The following is a 19,207-nucleotide window of genomic DNA, read 5'->3' as shown; positions in this document are numbered from 1 at the left end:
ATTTATGAATTTTGTATTAACGCAAGAACAAGAAGATATTCGCAAAATGGTACGGGCATTTGCTGAAAAATCGGTGGCTCCGACTGCTGCTGAAAGAGATGAAAAGGAATATTTTCCTCGTGATATTTTTGATCAAATGGGAGAGTTAGGAATTTTAGGTTTACCTTACCCTGAAGAATATGGCGGGGCAGGAAGTGATTTTCTAAGTTACTCGATTGCAGTAGAAGAGATTTCTCGGGTATGTGCATCGACTGGTATTGGACTTTCTGTCCATGTATCTCTTGCTTCTTGGCCAATCTTTAAGTATGGGACAGAAGAACAAAAACAGAAATATTTAAGGGCATTGGCTGAAGGAACAAAATTAGGAGCATTTGGTTTAACTGAACCAAATGCAGGTACCGATGCTGCAGCGGCAACTACAGTGGCAGTTAGGGATGGAGACAGTTATATTCTCAATGGTTCTAAGATTTTTAATACCAATGGCGGAGAAGCTGAAATTGAAGTAATCTTTGCTTCTACGGACAAAACTGCTGGCCTAAAAGGACTGAGTGCTTTTATTGTGGAAAAAGGTACTCCTGGACTTAGTTTTGGAAAAAAAGAAGTGAAAATGGGAATTCGTTCTTCCGTACAACGGGAAGTTATTATGGAGAATTGTCGCGTTCCTGCCGAAAATTTACTTGGTAAAGAAGGCGGTGGCTTCAAAATTGCCATGACTTCTCTGGATGGCGGCCGGATTGGTGTAGCGTCACAAGCGGTTGGTATTGCTCAAGGTGCTCTTGAGCAAGCCATACAATATTCAAAAGCGCGGATACAATTTGGTAAACCAATTGCTAACAATCAAGCGATTGCCTTTAAGATTGCGGATATGGCAGCAAAAGTGGAAGCAGCAAGACTCTTGACATATAAGGCGGCATATCATAAATCTCATGAACTTCCTTACTCCAAGGAAGCTGCTATGGCAAAACTGGTTGCTTCTGATGCAGCTATGGCAGTGACGACAGAAGCTGTCCAAATTTTTGGCGGTTATGGCTTTTCACGTGAATATCCTGTTGAACGTATGATGCGAGATGCCAAAATTACTCAAATTTATGAAGGGACGAATGAAGTACAGCGTATGGTTATCTCTGGGGCCGTTTTACGGTAATTTCTAATCTGTTGCTTGAAAATAAGAAAGGGGCACAATGTTTCAAAAGCTACATATAGAGCATTAATCTTTAGTACTAGACATTGTGCTTACCTTCTTGAGAGTATTTTATCAATAAAATAGGAGGAATAAAATGAAAATCGTTGTTTGTGTCAAGCAAGTGCCTGATACTACGGAAGTAAAGATTGATCCAGTCACAAATACTCTAATTCGTCAAGGTGTGCCAAGCATTGTAAATCCTTTTGATAAAAATGCAATGGAAGCAGCATTGCAGTTAAAAGATAAACATGGTGGTAAGGTTACTGTTATTTCTATGGGACCGCCACAAGCCAAAGATGCGTTGAAAGAATGCCTTGCAATGGGGGCTGATACTGCGATTCTCATTAGTGATCGTGCCTTTGGTGGAGCTGATACCTTAGCTACTAGCTATACATTAGCGGCAGCTGTACAAAAAATTGGTAATTATGATATCATCTTTTGCGGTAAACAAGCCATTGATGGCGATACTGCTCAAGTAGGACCAGAAATGGCGGAGCATCTAGGTATCTCTCAAATCACCTATGCTGCCAAGATTGATGCAGATGGTGATACTGTTCGTGTAGAACGTGAACAGGAAGAGGGGTATGAAATTATTGATGTGAAGTTGCCAGTAGTTATTTCGGTAGTAAAATCAATGAATGAGCCTCGCCTTCCTAGTATTAAAGGGACGATGAAAGCCAATCGTACAGAGATTTTGGTATGGACAGCAGCTGATCTTGATGTGAATGAACAAAAACTTGGATTAAAGGGGTCGCCGACTCAAGTTCGCAGGATCTTTACGCCACCACAGCGTACTCATGGTGTAGTGATTCACAAAGAGACAGCACGAGAAGCAGTTGCTGAATTAATAAAAAGATTATCTGATGCAAAAATTGTGTAAAGGGGAGAAAGTTGAATAATGGGGGTAAAAGTAATAAAAGAAGCATGTATTGCTTGCGGTGTTTGTATTTCTGCGTGCCCATTTAGTGCAATTCAGATGCAAGACGAGAAAGCATATATAACAGAAGCCTGTACTGTTTGCGGTGCGTGCGTTGAATCTTGTCCTGTGGAGGCAATTAGTAAAGAGGTAGAAGTTAAAGACGTGTCTATAGATAAAAGTGAATACAAGGATGTTTGGGTTTATCTAGAGACTGTAGAGGGTAAGTTACGCAACGTTGGCCTAGAATTGCTTGGCGAAGGGCGTAAGTTAGCGGATGCTATGGGGCAGAAACTGTCAGGTGTTCTTATTGGCAATAATGTAAAAGATTTGGCGAAAGATGTTTTCGCTTCAGGCGCAGATCAACTGTACTTAGTAGAAGCCGTGGAATTAGAACATTACAATACGGATGGGTATACTGCTACTGTAGTTGATCTAATTCAACAGTATAAGCCGTCGGTTATTCTTGTAGGTGCGACGAATAACGGACGAGATCTTGGGCCACGTGTAGCCTGTCGAGTTGGTACGGGATTGACAGCTGATTGTACTGGACTTGGTATTGATGAGGATACTGGACTTGTTACTTGGACTCGCCCCGCTTTTGGCGGTAATATTATGGCGACGATTCTTTGTCCTGAACATAGGCCCCAGATGGGCACTATTCGTCCATCTGTATTTAAGAAACCAGCATTAGATGGTAATCAGAGTGGAGAAATTATTTGCGTGTCCAGTAAGGTGAAAGCAGAAGATATTCGCACTAGGCTTGTTGATATTATTCGTGTTTGCACTGTTTCTTGCAAATTAGAAGAAGCTGAGATTATCGTATCTGGCGGTCGAGGATTGTGTAAGCCTGAAAACTTCTCCCTAGTGGAAGATTTAGCTAACGTACTTGGAGGATCTGTGGGGGCATCGCGCGCTGCTGTGGATGCTGGCTGGAAGCCAGCATTGCATCAGGTAGGACAGACGGGAAAAACCGTAGGACCAAAGATTTATTTTGCTTGTGGTATTTCTGGTGCAATTCAACATTTGGCAGGAATGTCATCTTCTGATCTCATTATTGCGATCAATAAAGATCCCGATGCACCTATATTTAAGATGGCAGATTATGGTATAGTTGGTGATGTTATGGAAGTACTTCCCCTTTTGACTGCGGAATTTAAGAAACTAAAAGCAAGTTAAGGTTTTGCCAGCATTGTAAAAGAAAAGAAGAGGTGGATATTATGCGTGAGTATGAGAATTTATTATTAAAAATTGAAGAAGGGATTGGATTTGTAACGATTAATCGTCCCAAATCGTTAAATGCACTAAATGCCGCTACAGTGCGTGATCTGGATTGTATATTTGATGCATTAGCCCAGAATAATGAAGTGAAAGTAGTTGTTATTACTGGCAGTGGTGAAAAATCTTTTGTAGCTGGTGCAGATATTACTGAAATGCAATCAATGTCGGCTATCGAAGGAAGAAATTGGGCAAAAATGGCACAAGCAGTATTCAATAAAATTGAAAATTTGCCAAAGCCAGTTATTGCTGCTGTGAATGGCTTTGCCCTCGGTGGTGGCTGTGAATTAGCTATGGCCTGCGATATTCGTATCCTTTCTGAAAAAGCTAAGTTTGGTCAACCTGAAGTGTCATTAGGCATACCACCTGGATTTGGTGGAACGCAGCGATTAGCGAGGCTGGTAGGCAAAGGGCGAGCGAAAGAATTGCTTTTCACAGGTGATATGGTTGATGCAGCTGAAGCCTATCGTATTGGGCTTGCGAATAAAGTAGTGTCTGCTGAGGAACTTATAAATGTAACTACGATGATGGCGCAAAAAATTATATCTAGGGCGCCGATTGCTGTTCAAGTTTGTAAAGCAGCAGTCAATGAAGGTCTTGATGTTGATCTTAAATCTGGTGTAGCCTACGAAGCCGAAGTTTTTGGCCTGTGTTTTGCAACGGATGATCAAAAAGAAGGAATGACTGCTTTTATTGAAAAGCGTAAACCTAGTTTTACTGGGAAATAAGTTAATTTATATCTTGGTTTTCTATATAATCGGAGATAGATGAAAAAGGATGAACCACAAAGACTCAATGTCGCTAGTGCGTCCCACAAGGGAATGCGATAAAATCATTTGTGTTTTTGTGGTTCAAGAAATCTTAATTTCTAAAGAAATATGATGTTTACCGCGTTCTTTAAGAAATATCTAGGTGGCAACTAACTGGGTGTATTGGAAGAGTATAGGTTTATAAATATTTGAAAAGAATGGTAATTTTAATATTGCAATTACTTCTTGTATGAATTAGAATATAACTATAAAATGATAAAAACAAAGCAAAAATATTATCATAACATAACCATTTAGATAGGATGAAGTGACAATAAACATCAAAAATGTACAAAAGAGGATGATGGTTGTGGCAAATGTATTTTTAACTCCTCGCACCATTATTGCGGGGGAAGAGGCATTAGAAAGATCGGCTTCCTATTTAAAAAGATCTGGGGAAAAAGCACTTATTGTTACAGATCAAATTATGGTTTCGATTGGAAACGTTCAGAAATTAATCAACATTTTGGATGAACAAAATATTAAATATCAGGTGTTTGCAGAAATCAATAGTGAGCCTACAGATCAAATGGTCTATCAGGGAGTCAAAAGCTATCGAGACAATCACTGCGATTTTTTGATAGCAATAGGTGGGGGCAGTCCAATTGATACGATGAAAGCAATTGGAGTAATGTTAACAAACGCAGGTACATTAGCTGACTATATGGGAAAAGAAATTTCTGCTCTTTTGCCTACTTTAATTGCGATACCGACGACAGCTGGGACTGGTTCGGAGGCAACTCAATACACAATCATATCTGACATTAAGACCGAGGTTAAAATGCTTTTAAAAGGAGCGTCTTTATTACCTACATTGGCCATTGTAGATCCAGGATTAACCCTTACCTCTCCACCCAAAGTTACGGCGGCGACTGGTATTGATGCTTTGACTCATGCCATAGAAGCATATACATCTAAGAAATCCCAACCTATGTCAGATACCTTTGCACTTTCGGCAATTAAAAGAGTCTTCAAGAATCTGTTGAAAGCTTATAAAAATGGCAGGGATATTAACGCAAGAAAAGAAATGTCAATAGCTGCACTAGAAGCTGGGATCGCTTTTAATAATTCCTCTGTAACCGTAGTGCATGGAATGAGTAGACCAATAGGGGCACTTTTTCATGTACCACATGGGTTGTCTAATGCAATCTTACTTTTTGGTTGTTTGAAATTTGCTTTAAGTGGAACGCCAGAACGATTTTGTGATTTAGCAAAGACAATAGGAGTTTATGAAAATGGTATGAGTAATATACAAGGTGGGCAAGCGTTTATCTCTGCAGTAAATCAATTATGTAATGATTTACAGATTGAAACATTAGCACAGTTGGGGATTGATAAAGTAAAATTCTTTGAAAATTTAGAAAAGATGGCAGAAGATGCTTTAAAGAGTGGCAGTCCACAAAATACAATAAAAGATATAAGCAATGAAGACATAATAAATATATATAAGGGATTATGGGAGCCGGTAACACTTTAGATTTAGTCATAGTTATTAATAGTAGTAAGTGCTTATTTTATGGCAAAGCAGAAATATAGGAGGATAAAATGAAATATATTGGATTTGATAGCAGCCGAAAATTTGATGTTGTGCCTCTAGGAAGAGCTGCAATTGATTTTAATCCTGTGGATATTAATATGACACTTGCTGAAAGTACAACTTTTAAAAAATATGTAGGCGGATCTCCAGCTAATATAGCAGTTGGTTTAGCTAGACTAGGCAAGAAGGTAGGGTTTATTGGAAAGATATCAAAAGATAGATTTGGTGAATTTATTATTAACTATTTTACAAAAGAAGGAATTGATACCTCACAAATCTATGAAGCCCAAAATGGTGAATCTTTAGGTCTTACTTTTACAGAAATATTTAGTCCAACAGAAAGTAGTATTTTGATGTACAGAAATGATGTTGCTGATTTAAGCTTAGAAGTTAATGAGATTAGTGAGGAGTATATTAAAAATACAAAAGCAATTGTTATTTCTGGTACAGCACTGTCAAAAAGTCCTTCAAGAGAGGCAACCTTAAAAGCTTTGGAATACGCAAAGAAACACAATACGATAGTTATTTTTGATATTGATTATCGCGGATATTCTTGGCTTAATAAGGATGAAATTGCAGTTTATTATTCTATAGTTGGCAAGAGTAGTGATCTGGTAATAGGATCACGAGAAGAATTCGACTTGATGCAAGGCCTAGCAACCACGAATAGTAGTGATGAAGAGACAGCTGAAAGATGGCTCTCCTATGGAAATAAAATAGTAGTAATCAAACATGGAAGAGATGGCTCAACAGCATATACTACAGATGGGAAAAAATACAATATTAAGCCTTTCCCAGTGAAACTTCTTAAGTCCTTTGGTGGAGGTGATGCGTATGGATCAGCCTTTATTTATGGATTACTTGAAGGTTGGGATATGATAGATTGCTTGGAATTTGGTAGTGCTTCAGCCGCTATGTTAGTAGCAAGTCATAGTTGTTCAGAAGCAATGCCGACAGCAGATGAAGTAAAAGCATTTATAAAAAAGAGCAAAGAGGAACATGGGGATATGGTAGCTAGAGTATAGGGGGATTTTATTATGATGCAAGATTTAGGTGAGCTGCACTATGGGTTCCATTCATTATGCGAAATCAATGGAAAAAATAAAGAAATGTTAATGGATATTACCATAGTCAAGTTAGATAAAGAGGCCAAGGAATCTTATTATCAGAAGCATAAAGAAATGGCGATTCTACTATTAGATGGAAAAGTAAAAATAAAATGGTCAGCAAGAGAAGAAGTAGTTGAAAGAAGATCTGTTTTTGATGAAAATCCTTGGTGTTTGCATGTTCCGAAAGAGACAGAGGTCACTATTGAGCTTCTAGAGGCAAGTGAAATCCTCATTCAATGTACTGAAAATGCAAATAGTTTTGAAGACAAGCTATATGGTCCTACAGATTGCAAAAGTGATATTTTTGGTGAAGGCGTCTGGAATGATGTTGCTAGAAGAGTTGTTAGGACAGTGTTTGATTATCAGAATGCCCCTTATTCAAACATGGTTATGGGCGAGGTGATAACATATCCGGGTAAGTGGTCCAGTTACCCGCCGCATCATCATCCGCAGCCGGAAGTGTATTATTATAAATTTAATAAACCTCAAGGTTTTGGATTATGCTTGGTAGGAGAAAATGCTTATAAAATAAAAGATAATAGCTTTTTAGCAATACCGGGAGGATTGGTTCATCCGCAAACAGCAGCTCCTGGATATGCAATGTATTACTGCTGGATGATTAGGCATTTGGAGAATAATCCATGGACGGATCGGATTGATGATGAAAAGCATACATGGTTATTAGATAAAAATGTAAAAATATGGCCGGAAAAATAGGAAAACACATTACGTGAAAAATTTTCGCAATATTTGGCAATGGGATATATTGGTTTATTGTAAAATTAAAGAAATGCGGGAAAATCATTAAAGTAGGAGGAATCGTATGTTTAGCAAAGAAAAAGTTAAACTTGGAATTGCACCTATCGCTTGGACGAATGATGATATGCCGGATCTGGGAAAAGAAAATACTTTTGAACAATGCATAAGTGAAATGGCTCTTGCTGGTTTTACGGGTTCAGAAGTGGGCTGTAAATATCCAAAAGATGTGAGTGTTTTAAAAAAGGCTCTTGAGCTAAGGGGATTACAAATAGCAAGTGCTTGGTTTAGTGCTTTTTTGACAACAAAGCCATATGAAGAAACAGAAAAAGAATTCATTCAACACCGAGATTTTTTGCATGCTATGGGGGCTAAAGTCGTTGTCGTATCGGAACAAGGTCATAGTATACAGGGAAAGTTGGATATTCCAATATTTGAAGGAAAATATTATTTGAATGATAAAGAGTGGCAACAATTTGCCGATGGTTTAAATAAATTAGGTAAATTAGCAAAAGAAAAAAATATGAAATTGGTCTATCATCACCATATGGGGACTGTGGTCCAGACTAGGGAAGAAATAGATAGACTTATGAGCATGACAGATGAAAAACTGGTATATTTATTATTTGATTCAGGACATCTAGCATATTCGGGGGAAGATTTTATCGCGATATTAAAAAAATATGTTAGCAGAATCAAACATGTGCATTTGAAAGATATACGGCCAGAAATGAGAGAAAAAGTTAAAAAAGAACAATTAAGCTTCCTTCAAGGCGTTAGAGTTGGTGCATTTACAGTACCAGGGGATGGACATATCGACTTTGGACCGATCTTTACGATTTTATCTGAAAATGATTATGAAGGATGGTTGCTGGTAGAGGCAGAACAAGATCCTGCAAAAGCAAATGCCTTTGAATATGCACAAAAAGCGAGAAAGTATATCAAAGACAAAATAGGGTTCTAAAAATTTCTATATAGTAGATAATTTAGTCATTCATAGGTAACTAATAAATGATAGGTGAGGTGGCACTATGAAAAAAATAAGACTAACTGTTGCTCAGGCACTTATAAAATTTCTTAATAATCAATATGTTGAATTCGATGGTGTGCAAAGAAAATTTGTCGAAGGTATCTTCACAATTTTTGGTCATGGGAATGTAATTGGATTAGGTCAAGCATTAGAACAGGATGCAGGTGATTTAATCATTCACCAGGGACGGAATGAACAAGGAATGGCGCATGCAGCTATCGGCTTTGCCAAACAAAAATGTAGAAAGCAAATATATGCTTGTACATCGTCAGTAGGACCAGGAGCGGCTAATATGATTACAGCAGCTGCTACTGCGACTGCCAACAGAATTCCTGTGCTATTCTTACCTGGAGACGTATATGCTACTAGACAGCCAGATCCTGTTCTACAGCAAATTGAACAATTTCATGACTTTACAATTAGCACCAATGATGCTTTTAAAGCAGTGAGCAAATACTGGGATCGAATTTCTCGGCCAGAACAATTAATGACTGCTTGTATTAATGCAATGAGAGTATTAACTGATCCTGCAGATACTGGAGCAGTGACCATAGCCTTACCTCAGGATGTACAAGGTGAAGCTTATGATTATCCAGAATATTTCTTTCAAAAGAGAGTTCACAGAATTGAAAGAAGACCTGCTACGAAAGAGATGATACAAGATGCAGTTACCCTTATCTCAAAGAAGAAGAAACCAATTCTCATATGCGGTGGTGGCGTAAAATATTCAGAAGCAACAGCAGTGTTTAAGGCTTTTGCTGAAAAATTCAACATTCCATTTAGTGAAACACAGGCAGGAAAAGGGGCAATCATCTGGGATCATGAATTAAATCTTGGTGGTATAGGAGAAACTGGCAGTTTAGCGGCAAATACTATCGCGAAAGAAACGGATCTTGTCATTGGCGTAGGCACTCGCTATACAGACTTTACGACGTCCTCTAAATGGATCTTCCAAAATCCAGAGGTGGATTATTTAAATATAAATGTAGCTGCATTTGATGCTTATAAATTGGATGGCGTAAAAGTAGTAGCCGATGCTAAAGCTGCTTTAGAAACATTATCGACAGAACTAGAAAAAACGGCCTATAGATCCGCATATACAACACAAATAAAAGACGCTAAAGATAAATTAAAAGTAGAAGTAGATAGGGTATATGCCGTAGAATATACGGGGGAAGGTTTTGTCCCTGAAATCGATGACCATCTTGACCGCGCTGTATTAGAAGAGTTTAAAAAGGTAACTGGCTCCTGCCTAACCCAGTCAAGAGTCTTAGGCGTACTGAACGAAATGCTAGGTGAAACTGACATCATTGTTGGTGCATCGGGAAGCTTACCAGGAGATTTGCAAAGAGTTTGGCGTACAAAAGGACCTAATACCTATCATATGGAATATGGATTTTCCTGTATGGGATATGAAGTGAATGCAAGCTTGGGTGTTAAGTTGGCAGCACCAACTCAGGAAGTATATACATTGCTTGGTGACGGCTCCTATATGATGCTGCATTCTGAATTGCCAACTTCTATCCAGGAAAGAAAAAAGATCAATGTAATACTGTTAGACAACATGACATTTGGTTGTATCAACAATGTTCAAATGGAACACGGTATGGGAAGCTTCGGTACTGAATTTAGATTTAGAAATGAGGCTACTGGCAAATTAGATGGCGGCTTTGTTCCTATTGATTTTGCTATGAATGCGGCTTCTTATGGATGCAAGACTTATACTGTTAAAACAGTAGAAGAGCTGAAAGCTGCAGTAATTGATTCTAAAAAACAAAAAGTATCTACACTAATTGATGTAAAAGTACTGCCTAAGACCATGGTACATAAATACAATTCATGGTGGCGAGTCGGTGTTGCTGAAGTGTCTACTAGTGAGAAGATTCAAGAAGCATATAAAACATTAAGAAAGAATATTGATAAGGCCAGAGAGTATTAGATTTTTGTGTATAATGGGATGGAAAGCTACGTGTAATGCACTAAAATAGTAATGCGATGGATGTAATTGCATTACTATTACAAGCAGTAAGCCAGAAATAGTTAGCTGAGTTATGAAGCTCTTTTTGACCTAATAGCTCAACTAACTAGGATTAGAACTTGTATCTTATTTCATGGCTTACGCTGTTTTAGTGTTGATTTATAAAGCGTTTATTTTAAATAATACTCACAGGATGCTTGCAATAAGTACCAACGTTTAAATCTAAATAACTATGCAAATACCCAGCAATGAAAACCGAAATTTTGGTCTTCATTGCAAAAAAAATAGCATTAACGTGCCCGGGCTCGTAAGCATGGTACTATGGGTTAAAAATGAAGGTAGGGAGAGGTTACTTATGGAATTAAGAATTGGAGTCATTGGGACAGGAGCGATTGGTAAGGATCACATCCATAGGATTATGAACAAATTAAAACAGACAATTAGTATATAGTTCAGACAATACAAAAAAAAACATTAAAATATTGCGAATATTTTATTTAATCATTGTTTTTCGAATTATCACAACTGCTATACTGGTGCAATAGAAGCATCTGGTACTTCCAGGGAAATTATAATAGGGTACTTAGAATTTAAATAATTTCTGTATTTAACGGAGCAATCCGTTGGATAAATATTGAAAAATGGATAGGGAGGAAAGTAGTATGAATAGACAGGTAAGTACAGCTTCCGAAACCGAGGCAGCGGCAGCCAAGGAACCGAACCCATCAACGAATGGAAAACAGCGTACCCCCAAGTCCTTTTTAAGAAATATCACAGTAATATCAACATTTGGAGGTCTTCTTTTTGGGTATGATACAGGCGTTATTAATGGAGCTTTGCCGTACATGTCCCAGCCTGACCAATTAAACCTTAACGCATATACCCAAGGTTTGGTTGCAAGTTCGCTTCTTTTTGGTGCTGCACTAGGAGCTGTGGTAGGTGGATTTTTTTCAGATAAGCAAGGTCGTCGCAAGAACATCCTTTATTTAGCAATAATTTTTTTCATTGCTGCACTTGGTTGTACCTTAGCACCGACGGTACCCATCATGGTTGGTTTTCGATTTTTACTGGGTTTAGCTGTAGGTGGAGCCTCTGTTACGGTACCAACTTATTTAGCTGAAATGTCTCCTGCAGAAGAGCGGGGAAGAATGGTTACACAAAATGAATTGATGATTGTAACAGGACAATTTTTAGCGTTTGTTTTTAATGCTATTATTGGTGTTTCAATGGGGCATGATGCCGGTGTTTGGCGTTATATGTTAGTCATTGCTTCTCTCCCAGCAGTGGTATTATGGTTTGGCATGCTGGCAATGCCAGAAAGTCCTCGTTGGCTTGCGACAAAAGGAAGAATTGGTGATGCATTACGTGTTCTTCAGCAAGTGCGTGAAGAAAATCGCGCACAAGCAGAGTTAAATGCGATTCAGGACACCATTGCAGAGGAAGCTGAAATCAAAAAAGCAACTTATAAAGATCTGACAATTCCCTGGATACGTCGCATTGTCTTTATCGGGATTGGCCTTAGTTTTGCTCAGCAAAGTACAGGTGTTAACTCCATTATGTATTATGGGACAGAAATTCTTAAAGACGCCGGATTTAGTACAGAAGCAGCTTTAATTGGTAATATTGCAAATGGTGTAATCTCAGTATTGGCCACCTTTGTAGGGATTTGGTTATTAGGTAAGGTAGGGCGGCGTCCTATGTTGTTGACAGGGCAAGTTGGAACGACCTTATCATTACTGCTTATTGCAATTTTCTCATTAACAATGCATGGATCTCCAATGCTACCCTATGTTGTATTGTCCTTAACTGTCACGTTTCTAGCTTTCCAACAAGGGGCTATTTCACCTGTAGTATGGCTTATGCTTTCAGAAATATTCCCATTACGTTTGCGGGGACTCGGGATGGGTGTGTCAGTGTTCTGTTTATGGGTTATCAATTTCTTAATCGGCTTAAGCTTCCCGGTATTATTAGAAAAATTCGGATTATCATCAACTTTCTTTATATTTGTAGCTATGGGAGTCTTCGCCATTACATTTGTAAAAATATACGTACCAGAAACAAAAGATCGTACGCTTGAAGAAGTGGAACATGATTTCCATCATTATGATAAAAAGATTGAAACTGCTCAAGATATTAGTATTACTTATTAGTGTAACAAATAAGGATAGAAGCTGTAGGAGTAGGAAAAATTAATTCATTTGGATCATCCAGCTCATCGTGCCCTAATTAATTCGCATCAACGTGCTCGGGCACGTTGATGCGAATTAGATAATAGTTTTAATTTTGATCATGTGAATTGCTTTTTTATGCAAAATTTCTCCGACTGTCTATAGTAAATAGCAGTTACTTTGAATGTTATGAATGAGCTTATAAAAAATTTCAGATAAAAGTTACATTGTAACTTTAGATAATCATATTTAATTTAAGGGGGAGAAACATTATGACATTAAGAATAGGTGTTATCGGTACAGGTGCAATTGGAGAGGATCACATCCGCAGAATCACCAACACATTGTCTGGAGCTAAGATTGTTGCGGTGACAGATGTAAATACTGAGCAGGCAAAGGCTGTTATTAAGAAGCAGAAACTAGATGCAAAGCTTTATGAAACAGGTCATGATATCATCCAGTCTAAAGAGGTTGATGCCATTTTAGTTACGTCTTGGGGACCTACCCATGAGGAATTTGTCTTAGCGTCCATTGCTGCTGGTAAGCCGGTGTTTTGTGAAAAACCTTTGGCAACTACTGCAGATGGCTGTGCAAGAATTGTTGATGCTGAGGTTAAACATGGTAAACGTCTGGTTCAAGTTGGGTTTATGCGTCCCTATGATAAAGGATATCGTGCATTGAAAGATGTAGTTGCTACTGGTAAGATTGGGGAGCCTTTAATGGTGCATTGCGCACATCGCAACCCCGTAGTAGGAGATAACTACACAACTGATATGGCAATTACAGATACAATTATTCATGAAATTGATGTTTTACGTTGGTTACTGGATGATGATTATGTTTCCGTTCAGGTCGTGTACCCAAGAAAATCAAAAAAATCATCAAGTCACTTGCAAGATCCACAAATTGTTTTAATAGAAACAGCAAAGGGAATTCGAATTGATGTAGAAGTCTTTGTTAACTGTCAATATGGATATGATATTCAATGTGAGGTTGTGGGAGAAATGGGTATAGCGAAGTTACCTGAACCTGCAAAAGTACTTATGCGCAGTGAAGCAAAGCGTTCCGTAGAAATTCTTACTGACTGGAAACAAAGATTTATAGATGCCTATGATATTGAACTGCAAGGCTTCATTGACGCAGTAAATCAAGGACAGCCAAATGGTCCTTCCGCTTGGGATGGCTATGCTGCAGCAGTGACAGCAGATGCATGTGTCAAAGCGCAGCAAACTGGTCAAATCGTTCCTGTGACTATGAAACAACGCCCGGCATTTTATAATAAATAGTGGACTCCAAAGCCGAAGCGTCATTTAATCAAATGGAGAGCCTACTCCATTTGATTAAAAAGCCGCTTATAGAAGCGGGATTATTATCTTGTACATTAAGATAAAACAAATGGAGGTATGACACAAATGAAGATTGCATTTGACCCTGACGTGCTCAGATATTTGTCAATCACTGATATGGTACACAAAATTTCAGAAATGGGTTTTGAATACATCGAGCAATCTCCCCATCCTCAAATTTTACCATTCTACAAGCATCCTAAAGCAAGTAAGGAAATTATCGCAGAGTATAAGAAAGCATTAAAAGAAACTGGCGTTACGATTTCTTCGATGATTCCGATCTACAACTGGTCAGGTCCAGACGAAGAACGTCGGCAAGCTGCTGTTAAGAATTGGAAACGTGCTATTGAAATTGCAGTTGAACTAAATGTTAATGTAATGAATACGGAGCTTGCTGGAGATCCGCATCAGCCAATTATTTGTGAAGAAATGTTTTATAAATCCATGGAAGAACTTCTCCCTATTTTTGAACGTGAAGATATCCGTCTTGACATTCAATCTCATCCTTATGATTTTTGTGAAAATGGTGATGAGACAGTTGATATTGTTAAATCCTTTCGTAGTGACAAGGTAAAATATCTTTACTGCGCAGCTCATACATTCTTCTATGATAATGGTGTAGGTGATGTTGCAGGTATGCTTGATTATGCCGGCGATGATTTATCACATGTTATTATAGCGGACACTTTAAATCAAACCAAGAATTGCCGTTATATTGTTAACCCTCCAGGTGTAAGTGCTACCGTTCATCAGCATGTAGGACTTGGTGAAGGAGATGTTGATTTTGACGCTTTCTTCAAGAAACTTCGTGAAATGAAGTTTGCGCAGAGAGAAGATACTATTGCTTCCGTTTCTTTATTTGGATTCCCAGAAAAAATAACTTATCAAGCACCTGAGATACTAGCAAGGATAAAAAAAGAATTACTATAAGTCAGATAATTGTCAGGTGTTTTATGGTATTTGTATGAATCGCATAATGGTTCATTTTTCATTGATCATTTCATTTGTTATTGTAATTTTTGGAAGAAAATCATATAATTTATGACGAGGTGGAAGTTATGCGAATCACTATTAAATCTGTAGCGGAAGCTGCCAATGTTTCAAGAGGAACTGTAGATAAAGTTTTAAACGATAGACCTGGCGTAAGTGAGGAAGTCAGAGAAAAAGTTAGGAAGGTAGCAAAGGGATTAGGATATACAGTGAATTTGGCTGGTAAAGTGCTGGCTTTTCAAAAGAATCCTATAAAAATAGGCGTCATTATTTTAAATAAAAGAGATGACTTATTTAAAGAAATTTATAAAGGTATTAAACTGGCTCATAATGAATTGAAAGACTCAGGCATTATAATAGAGTATTGCGTAATGCAAAACTTTGATGTAGATGAGCAGTTGAAATACATAAAAGAGCTAGAAAAGAAAAACATTCGGGCCCTTGCATTATCCCCACTTGATGAAGAAGTAGTAAAGAATGAATTAAATAGACTTGCAGAAAAAGATATAAAGATTGTAACCTTCAATACGGATGTGCCTGGTATAAACAAAATTTGTTTTGTTGGGCAGGATTTAAAAAAGAGTGGACGTGTAGCGGGGCAGCTAATTGGTGATTTATTACCCAATGGTGGAGATGTGGCAGTCATAACAGGACCTGCAAAAATTAAAGCATTAGAGGAAAGAAAAGCAGGCTTTGAAGAAATGATTACGGCAGAATATCCAACTGTAAAGATCATTGACACGATAGAAATTTACAATGATAAGAAATCTTCTTATTTAAAGACAATTGAACTTTTTGAAAAAAATCCTAATCTTAATGCTATTTTTATAACAGGTAGAGGAATAGGAGGCGTTGGAAGGGCAATTCACCAATTGGAAAAAAAGAATGTAAAATTTGTATGCTTTGATTTGATTCCAGAGACTATCGAATTGATGAAGGATAAAACTATAAATTTCACAATAACACAAGAACCCTTGATGCAGGGATATCTACCGATCAAGATTCTGTTTGATTATTTTTTTCTAAATAAAATGCCGGAAAAAGAGCAGTTATATACGAAGCTTGAAATAAAAATAAGAGAAAATATTTAAAAATTTTATGTACTGTATGATTTATATGAATTTAATCTTTATTTTTTACCAAAAGAGAGCTCGGGCACGTATAGACTGGTAATTATCAGATATTGCTGGGAAGAGTGGAAGATAAGATAGAAAGCGGTAATTTTAGGAGGGCTAGAATATGAAAGTATGCTTTAATCAAGCGACAACAATGAAAAAATCAACATTAGAAAAAGATTTAGAGTTCTGTGAAAAATACGGGTATGAGCAAATTGAAATTAGAACGATGGATAAGCTGAAAGATTATCTTGAGACTCACACCATTGAAGATCTTGCCAATTACTTCAAATCCAGTAGAATAAAACCCTATGCATTCAATGCTCTAGTTTTTTTTAATAATAGAGATGAAGCTGGTTATAAGGCAATAAAAGACGAGCTGCAGTACATGTGCGAAGTGGGACAAAAGATTGGCTGCAAGAATATAGTTGTCGTTCCACTTGTAGGACCCGAAAAATTTACCAAAAGTCAGATAAAAGAAAGTTCTGTAAAAGTATTGAATGAACTGGCAGATATTGCTGAAAAATATGGTATTAGACTTGCAATTGAATTCGTAGGTCATCCCCAATGCACAATCAATACTTTTGGTCAAGCCTACGATATTGTACAGGCTGTAAATAGAGACAATGTAGGTTTGGTTTTAGATTGTTTCCATTTCCATGCTATGGGATCCAGCATGGAAGATTTAGAAAGAGCGGATGGTTCAAAAATATTTATATTACACATTGATGATACAGAAGATTTTCCCATTGGTGCACTAACAGATGTAGATAGGCTATGGCCTGGTGAAGGAGTAATTGATCTTGATGCCATTTTGAAGACTTTAAAGAAAATTGGATATTCAGAGATGGTATCAGTGGAATTATTCAGACCCGAATACTATGAATTAGATATTGAAGAGGCAATCCAAATTGGTAAGGAAAAGACGGAAGCGGTAGTTGGGAAATATTTTGATATTGAATAGAAGGATTTAATATCTGACAAGTATATTGGCTGGCATCGTTTTTCAAATGATGCCAGTATTATTTTTTGACTAAATTCTTTACCATTTGGTATGGATTATATTTTTGAAATTTTACAGAATATCTTAGTTAATATTGAAAATGTTATAAAAAGTATTTGACAAAAGTTAAAATAGTAAATTGATTAAATGTGAACCCCCTAAAGAGAATTTATTGTAAGAAGTAATTCCAAAATCGAGTTAAGGGCGTTTATCTTTCTTATCAGGACTATATTGGATTATGTCAAAGTAAACCAATCATGCGATGAAAATAAAAGCTGTTGTGCAGATGTGATGTGCAACAGCTTTTGTTTTTGTAATAGCTAACACTTTTTGATGTACAGATAGGTGGGAAAAATAACAGAATGGCAAGATAAAAGAGAGAGTGTTTAGAAATAATTGAAAATAGTGTAAATGATGGTCAAATCAGAAGTTAACCTACGCACATTGATTATTATTTCTCTTTCGTTTGTGTATTGGAAATATCTATAATTGATTATAGACTATATGTTTTGCTAGAAGTTAATTAACGCTTTAAAGAGGAAGCTATATGAGTAATCATCGCTAAGATGGACTAGAGGTAAAATACATAAATAGTAAATAGCAAAAAGATAACAATCTTAAAAATCAGATTAAAAATAAGATTGTGAAGTTTCTGAAAAAATAAAGTTGAGTTATCATTTAAGTGAGCCTCTTTGCTAAGATACATAAAGTAAGATCCTTGAGGTAATTATAGGCGAAAATGTTACAATTATAACTGTCAGAAAAACAAGATATTAAAAAGAGGTGTTAGCATGTTAAATGGTGAAAAGAGAATTCAAAAACCTTTGCGGTGGGCAATGGTAGGTGGTGGTCGTACAAGTCAGGTAGGGTACAAGCATAGAACAGGTGCTCTAAGAGATAATACAGCATTTACCCTGGTAGCAGGTGCCTTTGATATTGATGCACAGAGAGGCAGAGATTTTGGAGAGAACTTAGGGGTTGATGCTAATCGTTGCTATTCGGATTACAAAACCATGTTCGCTGAAGAAGCAAAACGTGAGGATGGCATTGAGGTAGTTTCTATCGCTACTCCTAACAGCACTCATTATGAAATCTGTAAAGAGGCTCTCAATGCTGGGCTTCATGTAATATGTGAAAAACCTTTATTTTTTACAAGCGATGAAGTAAGAGAGGTCAAAGCACTCGCTGACGAAAAAGGAAAGATTATAGGTGTTACCTATGGATTTTCCGGCAGCCAGATTCTATTACAAGCTCGTAAAATGATTGAAAATGGTGAGTTAGGTGATATCCGTCTTGTAAAATTACATTATACTCATGGTTTTCATGCTGATGCGGCAGAAAAGGAAAATAGTGCGGCTAAATGGCGGGTTGACCCTAAAATTTCAGGTCCTAGCTATGTTTTAGGTGATCTTTCTACTCATACTTACTATATTTCACAATTACTGTTGCCTACTATGAAAGTTGAAAAATTAATGTGTGATCGCCAGAGTTTTATTAAAAGTCGCGCGCCCCTGGAAGATAATGCGCATGTTATTATGCATTATGACAATGGTGCGGTGGGTACCATGTGGGTGTCTGCGGTTGATGCAGGTTGTCATATGTCCCAAGGGGTTCGTATTGTAGGAACGAAAGCAAGTATTGAATGGCGGGACTCATGTCCAAATCAGCTGCATTTTGAAGAGCAAGGTAAACCGAATCAAGTACTGTTCCGCGGAATGCCTTACCTTTATGAAGAAGCTTTAGCAGAGGAACGTTTGGGTGCATTGCATGAAGAAGGTCTTTCGGAATCGTGGGCAAATATATATCTTAAGTTTGCCATTGCAATAGATGCGCAAAACAGAGGTGATAAAGAGTTCCTAAAAACTTTTGTATATCCTGACATTAATGCCGGGCTGGAAGGTGTACGCTGGATAGAAAATTGTGTAAGGTCCGCCAATGAGGGGTCTGTTTGGGTAGATTTTAAATAAGTAAGATTGAATATGCTTTATC

At 37.4% G+C, this 19,207-nt stretch carries 15 protein-coding genes; all 15 read left to right on the top strand.

The features are described 5' to 3' along the window. Positions 1–4: 4 nt before the first annotated feature. The 15 genes from UFO1_RS15840 (at position 5) to UFO1_RS15770 (ending at position 19,185) form a co-directional block, all read left to right on the top strand. On the top strand, positions 5–1,144 hold the full coding sequence (locus UFO1_RS15840) for an acyl-CoA dehydrogenase (RefSeq protein ID WP_038672361.1): 1,140 nt from the start codon (positions 5–7) through the stop codon (positions 1,142–1,144). Between the two features lie 133 nt (positions 1,145–1,277). Continuing rightward, the gene (locus UFO1_RS15835) at positions 1,278–2,063 is read left to right on the top strand and encodes an electron transfer flavoprotein subunit beta/FixA family protein (RefSeq protein ID WP_038672359.1); all 786 of its coding nucleotides are present in this window, start codon (positions 1,278–1,280) and stop codon (positions 2,061–2,063) included. 18 nt (positions 2,064–2,081) lie between these two features. Continuing rightward, on the top strand, positions 2,082–3,278 hold the full coding sequence (locus UFO1_RS15830) for an electron transfer flavoprotein subunit alpha (RefSeq protein ID WP_038672358.1): 1,197 nt from the start codon (positions 2,082–2,084) through the stop codon (positions 3,276–3,278). Positions 3,279–3,319: 41 nt separating this feature from the next. Beyond that, on the top strand, positions 3,320–4,105 hold the full coding sequence (locus UFO1_RS15825) for a short-chain-enoyl-CoA hydratase (protein WP_038672356.1): 786 nt from the start codon (positions 3,320–3,322) through the stop codon (positions 4,103–4,105). Between the two features lie 391 nt (positions 4,106–4,496). Then, positions 4,497–5,663 carry an iron-containing alcohol dehydrogenase gene (locus tag UFO1_RS15820; RefSeq protein WP_038672354.1) on the top strand — a complete coding sequence of 389 codons (1,167 nt, stop codon included), beginning with the start codon at positions 4,497–4,499 and terminating at the stop codon, positions 5,661–5,663. 68 nt (positions 5,664–5,731) lie between these two features. Continuing rightward, on the top strand, positions 5,732–6,748 hold the full coding sequence (iolC, locus tag UFO1_RS15815) for a 5-dehydro-2-deoxygluconokinase (protein WP_038672352.1): 1,017 nt from the start codon (positions 5,732–5,734) through the stop codon (positions 6,746–6,748). Positions 6,749–6,760: 12 nt separating this feature from the next. Continuing rightward, on the top strand, positions 6,761–7,549 hold the full coding sequence (locus tag UFO1_RS15810) for a 5-deoxy-glucuronate isomerase (protein WP_038672350.1): 789 nt from the start codon (positions 6,761–6,763) through the stop codon (positions 7,547–7,549). Positions 7,550–7,655: 106 nt separating this feature from the next. Next, positions 7,656–8,552, top strand: coding sequence for a myo-inosose-2 dehydratase (gene iolE / locus UFO1_RS15805; RefSeq protein ID WP_038672347.1), 897 nt, complete (start codon positions 7,656–7,658; stop codon positions 8,550–8,552). Between the two features lie 67 nt (positions 8,553–8,619). Beyond that, positions 8,620–10,557, top strand: a complete 1,938-nt coding sequence (gene iolD, locus UFO1_RS15800) for a 3D-(3,5/4)-trihydroxycyclohexane-1,2-dione acylhydrolase (decyclizing) (protein ID WP_038672346.1) — start codon at positions 8,620–8,622, stop codon at positions 10,555–10,557. A 701-nt stretch (positions 10,558–11,258) separates the two neighbouring features. Beyond that, positions 11,259–12,746 carry a sugar porter family MFS transporter gene (locus UFO1_RS15795; protein ID WP_051788968.1) on the top strand — a complete coding sequence of 496 codons (1,488 nt, stop codon included), beginning with the start codon at positions 11,259–11,261 and terminating at the stop codon, positions 12,744–12,746. 290 nt (positions 12,747–13,036) lie between these two features. Beyond that, on the top strand, positions 13,037–14,050 hold the full coding sequence (locus UFO1_RS15790) for a Gfo/Idh/MocA family protein (RefSeq protein WP_038672343.1): 1,014 nt from the start codon (positions 13,037–13,039) through the stop codon (positions 14,048–14,050). Positions 14,051–14,176: 126 nt separating this feature from the next. Further along, positions 14,177–15,040 carry a sugar phosphate isomerase/epimerase gene (locus UFO1_RS15785; RefSeq protein WP_038672341.1) on the top strand — a complete coding sequence of 288 codons (864 nt, stop codon included), beginning with the start codon at positions 14,177–14,179 and terminating at the stop codon, positions 15,038–15,040. Between the two features lie 128 nt (positions 15,041–15,168). Continuing rightward, on the top strand, positions 15,169–16,191 hold the full coding sequence (locus UFO1_RS15780; protein ID WP_038672339.1) for a LacI family DNA-binding transcriptional regulator: 1,023 nt from the start codon (positions 15,169–15,171) through the stop codon (positions 16,189–16,191). Positions 16,192–16,339: 148 nt separating this feature from the next. Beyond that, positions 16,340–17,179: a sugar phosphate isomerase/epimerase gene (locus UFO1_RS15775; protein ID WP_038672337.1), complete on the top strand. Its 840-nt coding sequence runs from the start codon at positions 16,340–16,342 to the stop codon at positions 17,177–17,179. 830 nt (positions 17,180–18,009) lie between these two features. Next, a complete protein-coding gene (locus tag UFO1_RS15770; RefSeq protein ID WP_038672335.1) occupies positions 18,010–19,185 on the top strand; it encodes a Gfo/Idh/MocA family protein in 1,176 nt (391 codons plus the stop codon). Positions 19,186–19,207: the final 22 nt, after the last annotated feature.

Origin of the sequence: Pelosinus sp. UFO1 (genome assembly GCF_000725345.1) — a bacterium.
In the GTDB taxonomy this organism is placed as follows: domain Bacteria; phylum Bacillota; class Negativicutes; order DSM-13327; family DSM-13327; genus Pelosinus.
This window is presented reverse-complemented; position numbering and strand designations above follow the sequence as displayed.